The 16607-nt window shown below is 44.0% G+C and carries 14 protein-coding genes; 7 read left to right on the top strand and 7 right to left on the bottom strand.

What is annotated here, in order from left to right; genetic code table 11:
* Positions 1–500: 500 nt before the first annotated feature.
* Both BM528_RS14020 and BM528_RS14015 read left to right on the top strand, forming a co-directional pair.
* The gene (locus tag BM528_RS14020) at positions 501–1763 is read left to right on the top strand and encodes an efflux RND transporter periplasmic adaptor subunit (protein ID WP_071980352.1); all 1263 of its coding nucleotides are present in this window, start codon (positions 501–503) and stop codon (positions 1761–1763) included.
* A complete protein-coding gene (locus BM528_RS14015; RefSeq protein WP_071980351.1) occupies positions 1763–4900 on the top strand; it encodes an efflux RND transporter permease subunit in 3138 nt (1045 codons plus the stop codon). Before BM528_RS14020 ends, BM528_RS14015 begins: the two co-directional genes overlap by 1 nt.
* A gap of 104 nt (positions 4901–5004) precedes the next feature.
* On the opposite strand, the gene BM528_RS14010 is transcribed toward BM528_RS14015, so the two are convergent.
* Entirely contained in the window at positions 5005–5592 is a 588-nt protein-coding gene (locus BM528_RS14010; RefSeq protein ID WP_156844078.1) for a hypothetical protein, read from the bottom strand.
* 185 nt (positions 5593–5777) lie between these two features.
* On the opposite strand from BM528_RS14010, the gene BM528_RS14005 reads away from it, so the two are divergent.
* The 5 genes from BM528_RS14005 (at position 5778) to BM528_RS13985 (ending at position 9955) form a co-directional block, all read left to right on the top strand.
* Complete coding sequence (locus BM528_RS14005) at positions 5778–6488, top strand: SIMPL domain-containing protein (protein ID WP_071980349.1); 711 nt, start codon at positions 5778–5780, stop codon at positions 6486–6488.
* 405 nt (positions 6489–6893) lie between these two features.
* Positions 6894–7190 carry a DUF1289 domain-containing protein gene (locus BM528_RS14000; protein WP_071980348.1) on the top strand — a complete coding sequence of 99 codons (297 nt, stop codon included), beginning with the start codon at positions 6894–6896 and terminating at the stop codon, positions 7188–7190.
* Between the two features lie 48 nt (positions 7191–7238).
* On the top strand, positions 7239–8063 hold the full coding sequence (locus BM528_RS13995; RefSeq protein WP_071980347.1) for an HDOD domain-containing protein: 825 nt from the start codon (positions 7239–7241) through the stop codon (positions 8061–8063).
* A gap of 156 nt (positions 8064–8219) precedes the next feature.
* On the top strand, positions 8220–8987 hold the full coding sequence (locus BM528_RS13990; RefSeq protein ID WP_232230496.1) for a DUF481 domain-containing protein: 768 nt from the start codon (positions 8220–8222) through the stop codon (positions 8985–8987).
* A 224-nt stretch (positions 8988–9211) separates the two neighbouring features.
* Positions 9212–9955: a DUF481 domain-containing protein gene (locus tag BM528_RS13985; protein WP_071980346.1), complete on the top strand. Its 744-nt coding sequence runs from the start codon at positions 9212–9214 to the stop codon at positions 9953–9955.
* Between the two features lie 92 nt (positions 9956–10047).
* Here the strand turns inward: BM528_RS13985 and serA are convergent, their stop codons facing one another.
* The 6 genes from serA to BM528_RS13955 form a co-directional block, all read right to left on the bottom strand.
* Positions 10048–11277 (bottom strand): phosphoglycerate dehydrogenase, encoded by a 1230-nt coding sequence (gene serA, locus BM528_RS13980; protein ID WP_071980345.1) that lies wholly within the window; start codon positions 11275–11277, stop codon positions 10048–10050.
* Between the two features lie 252 nt (positions 11278–11529).
* Positions 11530–12186 (bottom strand): ribose-5-phosphate isomerase RpiA, encoded by a 657-nt coding sequence (rpiA, locus tag BM528_RS13975; RefSeq protein ID WP_071980344.1) that lies wholly within the window; start codon positions 12184–12186, stop codon positions 11530–11532.
* Positions 12187–12346: 160 nt separating this feature from the next.
* A complete protein-coding gene (locus tag BM528_RS13970; protein WP_071980343.1) occupies positions 12347–13006 on the bottom strand; it encodes a 5-formyltetrahydrofolate cyclo-ligase in 660 nt (219 codons plus the stop codon).
* A 6-nt stretch (positions 13007–13012) separates the two neighbouring features.
* Positions 13013–14632: an ATP-binding protein gene (locus BM528_RS13965; protein ID WP_071980342.1), complete on the bottom strand. Its 1620-nt coding sequence runs from the start codon at positions 14630–14632 to the stop codon at positions 13013–13015.
* A gap of 100 nt (positions 14633–14732) precedes the next feature.
* On the bottom strand, positions 14733–15674 hold the full coding sequence (locus BM528_RS13960) for a nucleoside hydrolase (protein ID WP_071980341.1): 942 nt from the start codon (positions 15672–15674) through the stop codon (positions 14733–14735).
* Positions 15675–15692: 18 nt separating this feature from the next.
* On the bottom strand, positions 15693–16589 hold the full coding sequence (locus tag BM528_RS13955) for a ribokinase (protein WP_071980340.1): 897 nt from the start codon (positions 16587–16589) through the stop codon (positions 15693–15695).
* Positions 16590–16607 lie beyond the last annotated feature (18 nt).

Raw genomic sequence — 16607 nt, 5'->3', positions numbered from 1 at the left:
TCTTTGTCTCTCGACTATCGCAAAAAGCGTCAATTGTTTTTTATGTACCATAAGGTACAAGTAAATTACTTCGCACTGACTACGAGTGTCATCTCGCTTTGAATCTACAGGCCAAAAAGTTCAGCCTTAATTTTGGTGAAGCGTACTTCGGTACACACATTTACTTTTCAGTTTTCGAAAAATATATCGATGTCATTGTAATGACATAGTTTAGTTATAGGTTATAGCTAAATGCATTTATTTTCCAAATGAATGCGATGAGTGACAGTGTTACACTGCGCCGCTGCAGCCCGCTAATTTCCTAAGTTCTCGCTTTCTAAGCAGTTATTTGCGTGATAAGGGTGAAACCACCTTTTATACGTTCAAACTTTGTTCACTAGATTCTCAATATATAACATTGTGTGATGTGTTGCATATAAAAAGATAATTATTTTTATTGTTTGGCGTGGTCCATAATGCATTCCATCAAACTTTAGTCGAATTTAAGAGAGAATCTTGCAATGAAAACTTTTACCCGTTTATTGGCTGTTTTAAGCCTTACTGCGCTAGTCGCTGCATGCGGTGGTGACGAGCAGGATCCTAGTCAATCTATGCAGGCAAATGCTGGCGTACCTGTGGATGTAGCAGCAGTTGTCATGCAACGTCTTACCGAATGGGACAATTTCACTGGTCGCTTGGAATCGCCACAAATTGTAGCGCTTCGTCCTCGTGTTTCAGGTTACATCGATTTTGTCGCATTTAAAGAAGGCGAATATGTTGAGCAAGGGCAAACACTGTTCCTTATTGATAATCGCACTTTTAAAGCAGAAGTCGCTCGCTTGACTGCACAGCTTGAAGAATCGAAAAGTCGACTAGAGTTTGCCGAGCAGAACTATAAACGCGCCTACAAACTGCGTAAGACGCAAGCTGTATCTGAAGAAGTGCTTGATGCCCGTTTAGCAGAAAAAAACCAAGCGCTAGCTAGCCTTAATCAAACTCAAGCCGCTCTTGAAGTAGCGCGCTTAAACCGAGGTTTTGCACGCGTTGAGGCACCTATCTCAGGCCGCATTTCTCGCGCTAATATTACTGAAGGTAATTTTGTAACGGCGGGTCAAACGGAACTTACTCGTATCGTGTCAACAGACCGTCTATATGCATACTTTGACATCGACGAGCAAACCTACCTTAATTATGTATCAAGCAGCAATGCCACGTCTGTAAACGACAAGCCAGTTGCGCTGCGCTTAGCCAATGAGTCTGATTATCAGCATTGGGGCCAAATTGACTTTATCGATAACCAAGTGAATGGCAGTACAGGTACATTGCGCGTTCGCGCGGTGTTCAATAACGAAGAAGGTCGCTTGATCCCTGGTTTGTTTGCCCACCTAAAACTCGCTGGAAGTACAGACGAGCAGGGCATCCTTATTAAAGAAAAGGCCATTGGTACCGACTTGAATAACAAGTATGTGCTTGTGGTAAATGAAGAAAACAAAGTGGAATACCGTGCTGTTACACTGGGTGACAAAGTTGGCAGCATGCGCATTATCAAAAGTGGGCTTGCCGCTAGCGACACCATAGTAGTAGACGGATTACAACGCGTACGCCCAGGGGCGCCAGTGTCGGCGAACGAAGTACCTATGGGTGACCAAGATGCACTTGCGAGCTTGCAGGATTGGCAGTCTCAGGTAGATAACGTAACAGAAGTAACCAACATGGCGCATTACGAGGACGTACTGTCTGGTGGTTCAGTGGCATCTAGCACTGTAACAGTAGGTCTTAAGTAATGAACATCTCGCAATTCTTTATTAGCCGCCCGATTTTTGCGGGCGTGCTATCACTACTCATTTTTATTGGCGGTGCCATTGCAGTATGGCAGCTGCCCATTACAGAATATCCAGAAGTTGTTCCGCCAACGGTAGTGGTAACAGCCAACTATCCGGGCGCAAACCCAGAGGTAATAGCCGAAACCGTCGCGACACCACTTGAGCAAGAAATTAACGGCGTTGAAAACATGTTGTACATGTCTTCACAAGCAACCAGCGATGGCCGCATGACATTAACTATCACGTTTGCTATCGATACAGACCCGGATGAAGCTACCACGCTGGTCCAAAACCGTGTGAATCGTGCTACTCCACGTTTGCCACAAGAAGTGCAGCGTTTAGGTGTGGTTACTGAAAAGTCATCGCCTGACCTTACCATGGTGGTTCACTTAACCTCGCCAGATAACCGCTACGACATGCTTTATCTGTCGAACTATGCCGATCAGTTTGTAAAAGACGAGCTGGCACGCATTGACGGGGTAGGGCAAGTACGCCTGTTTGGTGCTGGCGAGTTCAGCATGCGTGTGTGGCTAGACCCTAACAAACTTGCAGCGTTGCAAATGAACCCTGGCGATGTAGTAGCGGCAATTGCCGATCAAAACCAGCAAGCGGCTGCGGGCAGCCTTGGTGCACAGCCAACGGGTACTAGCGAATTTCAGCTTCTAATTAACGTACGCGGTCGCCTTAAAGACGAATCTGAATTTGAAAATATCATCGTTAAAACCGGTGACAATGGCGAGATTACGCGCCTTAAAGATGTAGCTCGTATTGAACTAGGTTCAGAGTTTTATTCACTTCGTTCATTGATTAACAATAACCCGGCAGCGGCTTTACCTATTTTCCAAGCGCCAGGTTCAAATGCTATTCAAATTTCAGACGATGTGCGTTCGCGTATGGCTGAGTTATCACAGTTATTCCCAGAAGGCCTAGAATACGAAATTGCTTACGATCCTACCGTGTTTGTGCGTGGCTCAATTGAAGCAGTAATTAGCACATTACTTGAAGCGGTATTGCTTGTTGTTCTTGTGGTAGTACTTTTCCTTCAAACATGGCGTGCATCTATAATTCCATTGGTTGCAGTTCCAATTTCGTTGGTGGGTACCTTTGCATTTATGCAGTTGATGGGCTTCTCACTTAACGCCTTGTCATTGTTTGGCTTAGTACTCGCCATCGGTATTGTTGTTGATGACGCCATTGTAGTTGTTGAGAACGTCGAGCGTAATATTTCTGAAGGCAAAACCCCATTTGATGCCACGGTACAGGCAATGAAAGAGGTAACTGGGCCTATTATTGCGACAACACTTGTACTTGCTGCAGTGTTTGTACCGACCGCCTTTATGAGTGGCTTAACGGGGCAGTTCTATAAGCAGTTTGCACTGACTATCACTATTTCAACGGTAATCTCAGCAATTAACTCGTTAACGCTTAGCCCTGCCTTGTCTGCACTATTGCTGAAGCCTCACGGTCAAGCTAACGACTGGCTTACCCGAGTAATGGATAAAGTGTTTGGTCGTTTCATATTCGCGCCTTTTAACCGTTTCTTTGACCGAGGTTCTAAGAAGTACACTGGTGCTGTGGGCGGTCTTATCCGTAAAAGCAGCGTCATTATGGTGCTTTACGCTGGGTTGCTTGGCCTAACTTATTTCCAGTTCGCCAATACACCCACTGGTTATGTACCGCCACAAGACAAGCAGTACCTGGTCGCGTTTGCTCAGCTACCTAATGCCGCCAGCTTAGATAGAACTGAAGAAGTTATTCGAGAGATGTCACGTATTGCCATGGAACACCCTGGCGTTGAAGATGCCATTGCATTTCCGGGGCTAAACATTAACGGCTTCACCAATAGCCCAAGTTCAGGTGTTTTATTCGCTACCTTGACCGACTTTGACAAGCGTACAAGTCCTGAATTATCGGGTGGCGCCATTGCTGCTCAGCTAAACCAAAACTTTGGCTCTATTAAAGGTGCATTTGTGGCTATCTTCCCACCACCACCAGTAATGGGGTTAGGGACAATTGGCGGGTTCCGTTTGCAGGTGGAAGACAGAGGCAATCTTGGTTTTGAAGAGCTAGAGCGCGTCACACAAGAAGTGATTGGCAAAGCATGGGCACATCCTGCGCTTACCGATGCTTTCACCAGCTTTACGGTTGCTGTACCTCAACTTGACGTAGATGTAGACCGTGAAAAGGCCGTAAGCCAAGGCGTGAATATCGATACCTTGTTCACCACTATGCAGGCTTACTTGGGCTCACTGTATGTTAATGATTTCAATTTGTTTGGTCGCACGTACCAAGTGAATGTGCAGGCCGATGCTCAGTATCGTCAAGATATTGAAGATATTACGCAATTTAAAATCAGAAATGCACAAGGTGAAATGATTCCCCTAGGTTCATTTTTAAATATCGAGCACAGCGCAGGTCCAGACCGTGTTATGCACTATAACGGCTATATCACGGCAGAAATCAATGGTGCGCCGGCGCCGGGTTATTCATCTGACCAAGCGAAAGCCGCTATTGAAGAAATTTTGGCGGAAACACTGCCATTAGGCATGACTTACGAGTGGACTGAATTAACGTATCAGCAAATTCTTGCAGGTAACGCATCAGCCTTCGTATTCCCACTCGTGGTGTTGTTGGTGTTCCTTGTGCTTGCAGCACAATATGAAAGCTTGCGTCTGCCATTGGCTATCATTTTGATTGTACCAATGACATTGCTGAGCGCGTTAATAGGTGTGCAAGTTTACGGTGGTGATAACAACATCTTTACCCAAATTGGTTTGATTGTGCTGGTGGGGTTAGCAACGAAAAACGCCATTCTTATTGTGGAGTTTGCTAAAGAGTTGCAAGACAGCGGCATGGATGCGCTCGCGGCCATAAAAGAAGCAAGTCGATTGCGTCTTCGCCCCATTCTGATGACATCAATCGCCTTTATTATGGGGGTATTGCCTATGGTGTTGTCCACAGGGGCGGGTGCCGAAATGCGTCAGGCCATGGGCGTGGCGGTATTTTCCGGCATGATAGGCGTCACCTTTTTTGGGCTTATTCTTACTCCCATATTTTATTACCTATTGAAACGTAATGAAAAGGCCAGCACTCACTAGCATTTCTGGCTATCGTTTCTATCTATTCAGACTCTCCCGTCTACCCAAGCGTTGCTCTCTCAAGGAGCACTTTTAGGCCACTCAATTGAGTGGCCTTTTTTCAGCTAACGGTTTTTCGCATCTTCAAATTTTGTCTTCGCCTCCACGTATTGAGTATAGCGCTTGGCAAGTTCAGGGTGTGAGTTGATAAGCTCAGCCATTTTAGTGGCCATTTCTTTTTTCTTTTTTGCGTAAGTTAAACGCAAGGCTGCTTTGTCTGGTGTTGCGTTTAAAATCGAGCTGGCGGAAAGCCTGCCACTTCTTAAAGCGGCATCTTCTAGCTCTTTAGCATTCTCAATTCCAACATAACGGGGAATGCAGGCGCGGTATTTTACCTTTGACTGAAGGTGCCTTAAACGCATTTCACAATCCATGCGAAATTGATTTTCATCCACAAGTTCGTTGTAAAGGTCAAAAAAATTATCTTCATGGCGATAGAAAGCTTTTCGCAGAAGGTTGGGTGGCTGCTTTCCTATTACATCAATTTTCTCTATTTCTTTAGCAGCCGTTATTTCTTTTTCTGCTTGCCGGCCCTCTTTTTGATAAGCCCCTGTCTGAAAAATAGAATCTGCCTGCACATGACAGGTCACCAATAAAAGCATCAAAGCAGTGCATTGGCCTTTTACGATAAACGTCTTATTCTTACTCATCATTTCGTCCTTTTTATGATTTCATTAAAAACATAGACGATTAAAGGTAGAAATCAAAAAAAGGGGGGCACGCCCGAGTATTTACTATAATCTAAATTGTGCAAATGAATGAGCACTAGTGATTAATGCGCAATAACAGTAATCTAACTCATATATACTGAATACAAAAAATCGGGGAGATCAATCACATGAAAGTAGGTGCGGCCATTGTTATTGCACTAGGTATGATCCTGGCTGTCGTGTTTCTCGGCACAACCATATCTTCTTCGTTAAGTGATATGCAAACATGGAATCGCGTGGTAACGGTTAAAGGGCTATCAGAGAGAGAATATGTTGCAGACCAGGTGATTTGGCCTATTCAGTTTGTCGACGCCGGAAATGATTTACCTGAGCTGTATAAGCGTATCGAAGAAAATAGCAAGAAGGTGAAATCCTTTTTAGAACAAGTCGGTATTGCTACAGACAGCATCACCATAGGTAAACCACAAATAACTGACAAGTTGGCGCAACAATACGGCGGTGGACAGCAAGCACCGTTAAGGTACAGCAGCATACAAACCATCACCGTATTTTCGACACAAGTTGAGACGGTGCGAGGCGCAATGCAGAAGGTAGGCAATTTGATAAAGCAGGGCATCGTGCTTTCTGAAAACCGCTACGACGTGCAGCCCGACTATGTATTTACTCGTTTAAACGACGTAAAACCCGCTATGATTGAAGAGGCAACGCTCAACGCACGGGAAGTGGCTGAGAAATTCGCCAAAGATTCTAATAGTACGTTAGGTAAAATCAAACGGGCAAATCAGGGTAGGTTTAGCATAAGTAGTCGCGACAGTTACCATCCGCACATAAAAAAGGTGCGCGTGGTATCCACCATAGACTATACGTTAATCGACTAACGTGTTGACTGTTTAAGCACTGAGAAAAGCTAGCTCGCCGTATTCTTATCGTGTTCTTGTCGTGCCCTTATTGTGTTCTTGTCAAATTAGGGCAACCTAAAAAGTAGGGCTTATAACTGATAGGAGAATTGATGCTAATGTCTAGTAGCGATTCAAAGCGAGTTGGGGTTTAATTACGCTGTGCTCACTTAGATGTAAAATTAAATGAATCATTAGCTAAATCATTAGCTGAAATAAAAGTAATAGGCCGTGCGTACCTGATTGTAAATAAAGCAAAATAGGGCTAAATATTGCCCTTGCAGTTTTCAATCAACAGCCAAAGTTCACTATAATGAACACCACTATGCTAAATTTCACTATGACTAATTTTACTACAGGCCGAATAGCGATATATTTTGAGCAGTGATGTCAGATCAAAAAGCACAATCTGAACAGTTAGAGTTCTTTGAGATCCCCAGCCCATGCATAGGTGTGTGTGAATCTGGGCCTCGTGGTTTTTGTAAAGGATGCTTACGCAGTAGAGACGAGCGTCTTTACTGGCTTCAAGTTAATGATACGACCAAACGTCAAATATTGGCAGCCTGTGCACGTCGCAAGCGCGCGATAATTGCTAGAGCACGAAAACAACAACAGGCAGAGAAAACACTCGATGCAAATAGCCAAATTGGTTTATTTGAAAGCGAAACCAGCAATAAAAAATAGTCCCTGTTTACAAAATGTCTATCACTACGATCAATTGAGAATGTGTTAATGTCGATACAGAAGTACGTAAAATTTGCCACTAAATCCTTTGCACTTCCAAATGTGTGCGTTAGGTTACGTGAATTACTCGACAACCCACGATCGACAGCTGAGGATATTGGCAACCTAATAAGTATAGATACTTCTTTAACGGCGAAGGTATTACGCTTAGCGAATAGCTCGCTGTTTCGATTTCCCTCGCAAATAGAATCTGTGCCTAAGGCAATTAATGTTATAGGCGGAGAAGCTCTCTATAACCTTGTAGTATCGGAAACGGCAAGCACAGCATTTACTTGCTTTGACTCAGAATTAATCGATTTGAAAAAGCATTGGCATGGCTCTGTTTACTCGGGCATGTTAGCTAAGCACATCGCCCTAAGTGCAGGCGTTAAAGTGGCTGAGCGTTTCTTTGTTATGGGTATTTTACAAAACTTGAGCGAACTGGTGGTGGCAAAGCGCTCACCAGAGTTGTATCAAGAGTATATGAATAGCGATAAATCACAGTTGCCTTTCGAGCATCAAAAACAGCTTTTCGGTTTTACGTTTGCTCATTGTAGCGGTATCATACTTGAAAATTGGAACCTTCCTATTGGCTTGTTCTATCCCATTACCAACGTTAACGATGTATCAAGACAAGCATCAGACCGTGAAGTGGGTTTATTGGCACTGGCTAATCGCATTGCGGTTAGTCAACTTGAGCAAGAAAACTACGCAAATATTGAACTTTTTACGCCAGAAATAGCCAATACGGTAACGGTTGATATGGAAATGGTGGGTAACGCCACTGACTACGCTGAACGAGAAACAGTGAAAGTTGCCGCGCTAATCAAATGAGCCGCTGCGTTTTACGCGGTATTTTAAGGCTCGGTTAAAGAATGGATGCTAGCAAGCGCCACGATAGGGCGTGAATAATAAATATAAAAGCCCAACGTAAACCGAATTATGCCTACAAATTTCAACAAGCTCGGCAACGTGCTATGCGCTCTATTTTTGAGTATCTTTTCAAGCGCAGCCACCTTCGCACAAGCTAACGATCTCATCCAAACTCTCTATCACGCTGAGCCTGTAGCTGATGCAGACGATGACATTCCTCATTTTAATCTTGATGGTGAATTGGGGATCTTAGTCAACACCGGCAATACCTCTGCCGCGAGTGTTAAAGCGGCTATTAACGCAGATCATGAAACGCAAGAGTGGAGCAGTGTGTATTTTGCTGAACTGCTTTATAAAGAGAGTGCGCCTATTGGCGCCAAACGAGACATAAGTGCCCAGCGTTTTTTCAGCAGCGCGCAGTTTGACTACAAGCTAGTGGCTAATGGCCGTCGTGTTTTTATGTACGGGGATTACGAAGACGATAGGTTTACGGGCTACGAGCACCGAGCGTCTATTGCAGCAGGTTATTCAGAACGTCTTTGGCGCAACGAAGACAGTGAATTTCGCTATAGTATTGGTCCAGGGTACACGTTTATCGAGGCAGCTGACGATAACAATACTATGATAAATGATGGGGTCATTGTGAGAGCGTCAGCAGAGTATAAGTACCGCTGGAGTTCAGGCGCAAAGCTCCGTCAATTTGTGAGTACTGAAGCCGGTGAGGAAAACACCAAATCTCGCAGCGAAACCTCACTTTCGGCCAATGTTTTTGGCTCTCTTGCTATGAAATTATCATTTATTCTCAACCACGAAACTGACACGGCAGAAAATATTGCACCGCTCAGTACCGAAACTTCCGTGGCCTTGGTTTATCAATTTTTTTAAACCTAAGACGTAAAGACCAACACACTTCAATCTTTTGTCTTAGTCTTTTGTCGATATTTTGACCTTCACCCGTTGACTGTCAATATTTTAACGGTAAACTGCGCGGCATTATATAACCCGCGCTGGTTTACATCCTTCGCAAATCCTCTTTATCTAGATGGGCTGCTTCTTCAAGCCGTGACCGCAGCACAATAAATGGAAAAAACATCAAATAGGAATGTTCAATGAATAAGCAAGTTCTGGTATCGATAATAGCACTCTCTTTTACTCCAAGCGCTTTTGCGCAAGATAAGCCTAAGCCTTTCACTATGGAAGGAGAGTTAGGATTTATTTCAACTACCGGTAACACTGAAACCACCTCAATTAATGCTGGCATTACGGCTCACCAAGAGCTTGAAATGTGGAGTAATGATTACCTTATTGAAGGCCTTTATAAAGAAGAAACCGTAGAAGGTGAAGATGGTGAAGACGTTGAATTTACCTCTGCGCAGAAGTTTTTCGCTTCAGCTCAGGGTAACTATAAGTTAGACAACCCTGATAACCGTTTGTTCGGGTTTGCCTCATACGAAGATGACCGTTTGAGCAGCTTTAACTACCAGGCCACGTTGGCACTTGGTTGGAACCAAAAAGTACTGCAAAACGAGAAGCATACGTTAGAGTATTCAATTGGTCCTGGTTACTCGTTTGTAGAAACGCAAGACGGCGAAAATCAAGACAGTGTGATTGTTCGTGCTTCAACGGCATACACGTGGTTAATTTCAGATACATCTAAGTTTACCCAAACGCTAAGTACGGAAGTAGGTTCTGAGAACACAAAATCTCGTGCCGAATCTGCGCTTACTGCAGTTATTACGGGTAACCTTTCAATGCGTTTGTCTTTCAAGATGGATCATAACTCAGACGTAGCAGCAAACCGAGATAACCTAGATACAGAAACTGCAGTAAGCTTGGTGTACAACTTCTTCTAAACATTTACAGTTTCTAAAGACGTAAAAAAACGCTGCCAAGACGATAATCATCAAGGCAGCGTTTTTGTTTAAAGTGATTGTAAATCTTTGCTTTAGTGCAAAATACGAGTTTTAATAGTCCCGTCAATTTGCTGTAGTTCGGCCAGTGCTTCGTAGCCCCTGTCTTCTTTCACATCAACCACTACATACCCAATATCCGCATTGGTTTGAAGGTATTGTGCTTCAATGTTAATGCCTTTTTCAGCGAACGCCCGGTTAATTTGAGTAAGTACACCTGGCTGATTTTTATGAATATGAAGCAAGCGAGAACGTTCTGTATGCTCTGGCAGCGACACCTCTGGGAAGTTAACCGCAGATAGCGTAGAGCCGTTATCGCTGTATTTTGCTAACTTTCCAGCCACTTCAATACCAATGTTTTCTTGAGCTTCTTGCGTACTTCCCCCAACGTGTGGGGTAAGAATAACGTTATCAAACTCTCGCAAAGGAGACTGAAACTCTTCGGTATTGGATTTTGGCTCAACGGGAAATACGTCGATAGCAGCCCCATTTAGATGACCGCTTTTAAGCGCGCCGGCAAGGGCATCAATGTCTACTACCGTGCCTCGTGAGGCGTTGATAAGAATACTGCCTGGCTTCATTTGAGAGAGTTCCTTTTCGCCTATCATATTCTGAGTTTGCGGAGTCTCTGGTACATGAAGGGTAACGACGTCAGCGGTGTTCAAAAGCTTTTCTAGCGACTTCACTTGCGCCGAGTTACCCAATACAAGCTTATCTTCAATATCAAAAAATTGAACGCGCATACCCAAATGCTCAGCAAGTATACTTAGCTGTGTACCAATATGGCCATAACCAATAATACCTAAGGTTTTGCCTCTCGCTTCGTAAGAGCCTGCCGCTGTTTTTTCCCATTCACCGCGGTGTGCTTTTGCATTCTTGCTAGGCACTTGACGAAGTAACAGAATAATTTGGCCAAGTACTAGCTCTGCTACTGAGCGAGTATTTGAAAAAGGAGCGTTAAAAACGGGAATTCCGCGGCGTTGAGTAGCGCTCAAATCGACTTGATTGGTTCCAATACAAAAACAGCCTATAGCCACGAGCTTTTTGGCGGCATCTACCACTTTCTCAGTAATTTGAGTACGAGAACGAAGTCCAACGAAGTGAGCATCTTTTATTTTTTCAATCAGTTCATCTTCAGGAAGCGATGTCTTCAGATACTCAATGTTTGTATAACCGTTGCTTTTTAACGTTTCTAGCGCGCTCTGGTGAACACCCTCTAACAATAAAATCCGGATTTTGTCCTTCTCAAGTGAAACTTTACTCATGAACTCGCTATCTCTCGCTGTTGTGTTTCGGTTCGAAAATACAATAAAGACCCATAGATCAGTAAAGTGACTGGTTAAAACATATTAGCGGCCTGTTGAGTCGCTATATGTTTGTTTAAGTCGATTACCGCTGTAACTTGCTGCTGCTTTTACTTTCGAAAAGCCGCTTAAAGCGGCTATTGCTATATTTAAAAGCCATCTAGACGTCTAAATGGAAGTTAACAGAAAATGCGTTCAGTTAAAAGTAGTATTTTACTTAAAGGTTTTGACGCCATCTTCTGTTGCTGACAACACGATATCCGCACCACGCAGAGCAAAAATACCGTTAGTTACAACACCAGGAATATTATTGATTTTTTGCTCTAATTCTCTTGGGTTTAGAATTTCTAGGTTGTGAACATCTAAAATAACGTTGCCGTTGTCGGTAACAACACCTTGACGGTACTCAGGATCTCCACCAAGTTTTACTAGCTCCCTTGCTACAAACGAGCGAGCCATAGGAATCACTTCAACTGGCAGAGGAAAGTTTCCTAAAACAGGAACGCGCTTACTGTCGTCCACAATACATACGAAGGTTTTCGCTACGCCTGCGACAATTTTCTCGCGAGTAAGAGCTGCACCGCCGCCTTTAATCATGTGCTTGTGTTCAGTAACTTCATCCGCACCGTCTATGTAAACGGATAAATTACTTACATCGTTGAGTTCAAAAACTTCAATACCCAATGCCTCAAGCTTGGCGGTAGAGGCCTCTGAGCTTGATACAGCTCCCTCTATATCATTTTTGATTTTACCTAGTTCTTCAATAAAGAAGTTAACGGTTGAGCCAGTTCCTACACCAACAATACTGTCTCGCTCAACATACTCAATGGCGGCTTTTGCTACTGCCTGTTTTTTTGCGTTTTGATCCATAATTAGTCTCCTTTTCGGTTGAGTAAAGTGTAACCGATATATCGTTTATTACCCACTAATACAGTCTCTAAAAAGACAAGCGTCGGTTTATGAGCAAAGATAAGAAGCAGAGGCATGTAAATTTAATCTTCTCATGCTATGAGAAAACCTAAAACACGCCCTAGGCTATAAGAGAAGAAAAAGTCAGTATTCTGCTAGGCGTAACTATAGCGTCAACCGGGATATCCCAAGAGGCGAAAGGCAGGGTGTCTACCTCTTGCTCATCGTGCGCAATGCCAACAAGCAGTGGTTTTTGATCGCTGGAGCGGGTAAAGGCTAGCGTTCGATCATAATAGCCCCCTCCCATACCTAGCCGGTTGCCTTTGTTATCAAAACCCACTAAAGGCATTAATATAATATCTAACGCGTGGGTTGGAATAACGTTTTGGCAAGCTAATTCGGGCTCGTCTATCCGGTACTTATTTTTTACCAGGGGTGTACTTTTAGCATACTGCAGAAATAGCAGGTGGCCTTTACAAACGGGGTGTAAAACAGGTATTGAAAATGTGGGAGATGGTTTTGATTCCCACTTCTGTTGTATAAACTTACTTAAGTCCAGTTCGCCATCGTTTACCAAGTATGCGGCGATAGATGATGCATTTGATATACACGCTAACGAGTTAAGTTGTTTTTTCACTAGAAAGGCAGATTCTTCGTGCTGCTCAAAAGAGATAGAGTTTCTTACAGTGCGTAATTGATGGCGCAAATTTTTACGTAAATCATTGCGCAAATTGATTGGGTTCTCTAGTTGCTGATGACTCGATGTAACGGGGCTAGGCATAGCTTATTAGTCGCCTAGATAATGGTTTAATATTTTTACCAACGCCGCCGCATTAATTGGTTTAGTCAGCACATCGTCTAAACCTCTTTCTTTAAGCTCTTTTGCCCCGGTAATGACATCAGCTGTTAATGCGATAATGGGAAGGTTGGGGTGGTCTTTCTTAATTAATGCAGAGGCTTGGTCGCCTTGGATACCGGGTAAGTTTAAGTCCATTAAAATTAGATCTACGTTATTGGACGAGATAAATTCTATGCCTTCTTCTGCAGTAGCAACAACGCTAAAGCCAAGCCCTAACTTTTCGAATAAAGCCACAATTACCGCTTGGTTAATTTGATGGTCTTCTACAATAAGAACGTTTACGGGTTTACTTACCGTAAGCTGGGCCGCTGCGCTTTGGGGAGAGGCTTTAATTGATGACGTTGACTTTGTTTGAGAACATGGAATAGATATGCTAACTCGAGTGCCTTCGTGCAATTTACTGGTTAGTTTTAATGTACCACTCATCAGCTCGACAAGTTGTTTGGAAATGCTAAGCCCTAACCCCGAACCGGGAATGGTCTGCGCATTGTCCATGCGTTCAAAGCGAGTGAAAAGACGCTCTTGATCTTCGTCGCTTATTCCAATGCCTTCATCGGTCACGATAAAAATTAACGCCCCTTTTTTGTACTTTACCGAGCAAGTCACAGCGTTATTTTTTTGAGTAAACTTAATCGCATTCGACAAGATATTAAGCGCAATTTGCCCGAACTTTGTGTCATCTAGTTGAATTGAAGCTGGCACAGTAGAGTCTATTGTAGCGCTAAAGCTGATATCACTTTGCTCTGCGCGCACCCGCGAAACCGAAAACAAATGAGTAAAAAAGTCTTTGGTATTCACCGCCCTTGGCATAACGCGCATTTTACCCGCTTCTATCTGTTTGATATCTAGCACAGAGTTTACTATTTCAAGTAAACGCTCTCCGCTTTTGCTTATGTGCGAAAGTGATGAAGTGAACTGAGTAGGTAATTCGAGTTTGCGAGCCTCACTTTCAAGCAAATTACTAAAAGTGTTAATTGCGTTTAACGGCGTGCGAATTTCATGGCTGATATAAGAAAGAAAGTCCGATTTAAACTGACTTGTACGCTCTAACTCTCTGTTTTTACGCTTTAGTTCTAAGTGCGCTACCACAGACTGCCCTAAAGTTTTCAGTGCGGTTCTTTGCTCATCGGTCAGCTTGTTCGGTTTTTTATCGATGGCGCATAATGTACCAATAGCATAGCCTGCAGGCGTGGTGAGCGGGGTTCCGGCATAAAAACGAATATCTGGAGAGCCTGTTACTAACGGGTTATCGCGAAAGCGCTCGTCTTTTGTGGCATCAGGAACCTCAAAAATTTCTTTTTGTAAAATTGCGTGAGAACAAAACGCTATATCGCGTGATGTTTCTTTTGCGTCTAGTCCAACCCGAGATTTAAACCATTGACGGTCTGGGTCTACCAAACTGATTAAAGCGATTGGTGTCCCGCAGATTTGGGATGCAAGAGCGGTTAATTCATCAAAAAGCTGCTCTGCTTCGGAGTCTAATACATCGTAGCTGAGCAGTTCAGCTAACCGTTCTTTTTCGTTTTCTGGAATAGGGGCACGTTTCATAGAACTTATGTATTAACCTCAGAATGACACACTAATAGGGGAGCGTAGTGCTCCCCAATACTATCTTACTTTAAAGCGTTGCTACTAGTGAGCATAGCGTTTAAAGAGCGTAGGTGTCTATGAACAATTTCTCAAGCTTGCCGTGGTCAACTTTAGTTGCAACTTTTATAGTATTTGCCTCATTCCAAAGCGGGCTTGGTGTTGTACCCTTTGGAGCCACCACTGTTTGGCCTCTGTCGAGCGGGCCTGTTCCAACCCTTGCGTGCCCTTCTGTTAATTCAAATAGCTCAGGGTGACGCAAGTGCGCAATTGGAAACGCATCGTGGAAGAAACATACTCTGTCTTCGCGGTTTTGCGAGTAGAAGTCCATGTAGAATTGTGCGCTTTCTTGCACAAAGCCGCCCAAAGTTGGGTTTTTCTCTGCTAATACGTCGACAAACGTTGGTGCGAACGGCACGTCGTTGGTGACATCTAGGCCAAACATCGTCAATTCCCAGTCTGCGGCGAAAACAATTTCTGCAGCATGAGCGTCGTTCCATATGTTGGCTTCGGCAACCGGCGTTACATTACCTGGTACAAACGCTGCGCCGCCCATAATGCTCACACCTTTCACCAATTTAGGTAATTCTGGTTCTAAACGAAGTGCTAGCGCTAAATTACCCAACGGACCAATTGCTACTAGTGTAATTTCGCCTGGGTATTTGCGAGCCATATCTACAATAAATTGAGCCGAGCTACGTGGGTCTAGTTCACCTTTTGGAGGCTCTGGTTTCATATGGCCAAAACCGTGTTCCCCGTGAACAAAATGAGCATAGGTAGGTTCAGGTCCAACCCATGGCATACCTACGCCTTTTGTTACCGGAACGTCTTTTCCAGCTACTTCACACAATGTAAGCGCATTTTGCGCTGCCATTGTTACGGGAACGTTTCCGTAAACCGTGGTTAAACCTAGCAGCTCGATGTCGGGTGACTGAAATGCAAAAAAGATGGCCATTGCATCGTCGATGCCCGGATCCGTGTCTAAAATTATTTTATGTGCCATGAAATACTCTCTGAATTTTTAGTTGGCGTGTTTAGCCAAGAATCGGTCGACTTCTTTCTGCGTAGGGATGCTTTGCGCTGCGCCTTCACGTGTAACGGCAATAGCAGACGCAGCACACCCTCGCTTAAGCGCTTGCTTAGCGTCGGTATGATTGCTGTAGGCTGATAAGAAGTAACCAATAAAGGTGTCACCCGCGGCGGTAGTATCCACGGCGTCTACGCTGAATGCGCTGACATTAATAACATCATCACCGCGCAGCATCATTACGCCGGCTTTTCCAAGCGTAATAATGACTTCACAATGAGACCAATGCTGTTTGAATTCAGCAACGATGTCGTCAAGCTCATCTTTACCCGTTAACGCCGCAGCTTCGGTTTCATTCACAATAAGCAAGTCAATACAATCGTGAGGGAGAGCCTTCACAGACTCACTCATCGGGGCGGGATTAAAGGCAACCTTAAGGTTATTCTCTTTTGCCTGACGTAAGACTTCGTCAATACTGCTGGTTTCGTTTTGCGTAAGTACCCAATCTGACGGTTTGGTATCGTCTAGCGCGGCCATTACTGTTTTGGCTGTAATGGTTTGATTAGCGCCGCCAAAAAGTACGATGGCATTCTCACCGCTTGGGGTTACTTGTATAATGGCGTGGCCTGAAGGAGTTTCAGAGCATTTAACACCGCGACAATCGACGCCTTTCTTAATTAGCGCTTGTTTGAACGATGCGTCATTCTCGTGAATACTGCCAACGTGTCTGACATCTGCTCCTGCTTGTGCAAGGGCGATAGACTGGTTCGCTCCTTTACCACCTAACAAGGTTTGATAGTGAGTGGAGGCTATGGTTTCACCAGGCTGAACAAAGTGGTCTACCTGATAAACGTGATCGATATTTATGGAGCCAAAGTTTATTATTGCCATTTCTTCTTCCGTCGAAAG

This window comes from Alteromonas sp. RW2A1, assembly GCF_001886475.1.
Classification (GTDB): Bacteria; Pseudomonadota; Gammaproteobacteria; order Enterobacterales; family Alteromonadaceae; genus Alteromonas; species Alteromonas hispanica.
Note: the sequence above shows the minus strand (reverse complement) of the source record. Positions and strands in the feature narration are given on the sequence as shown.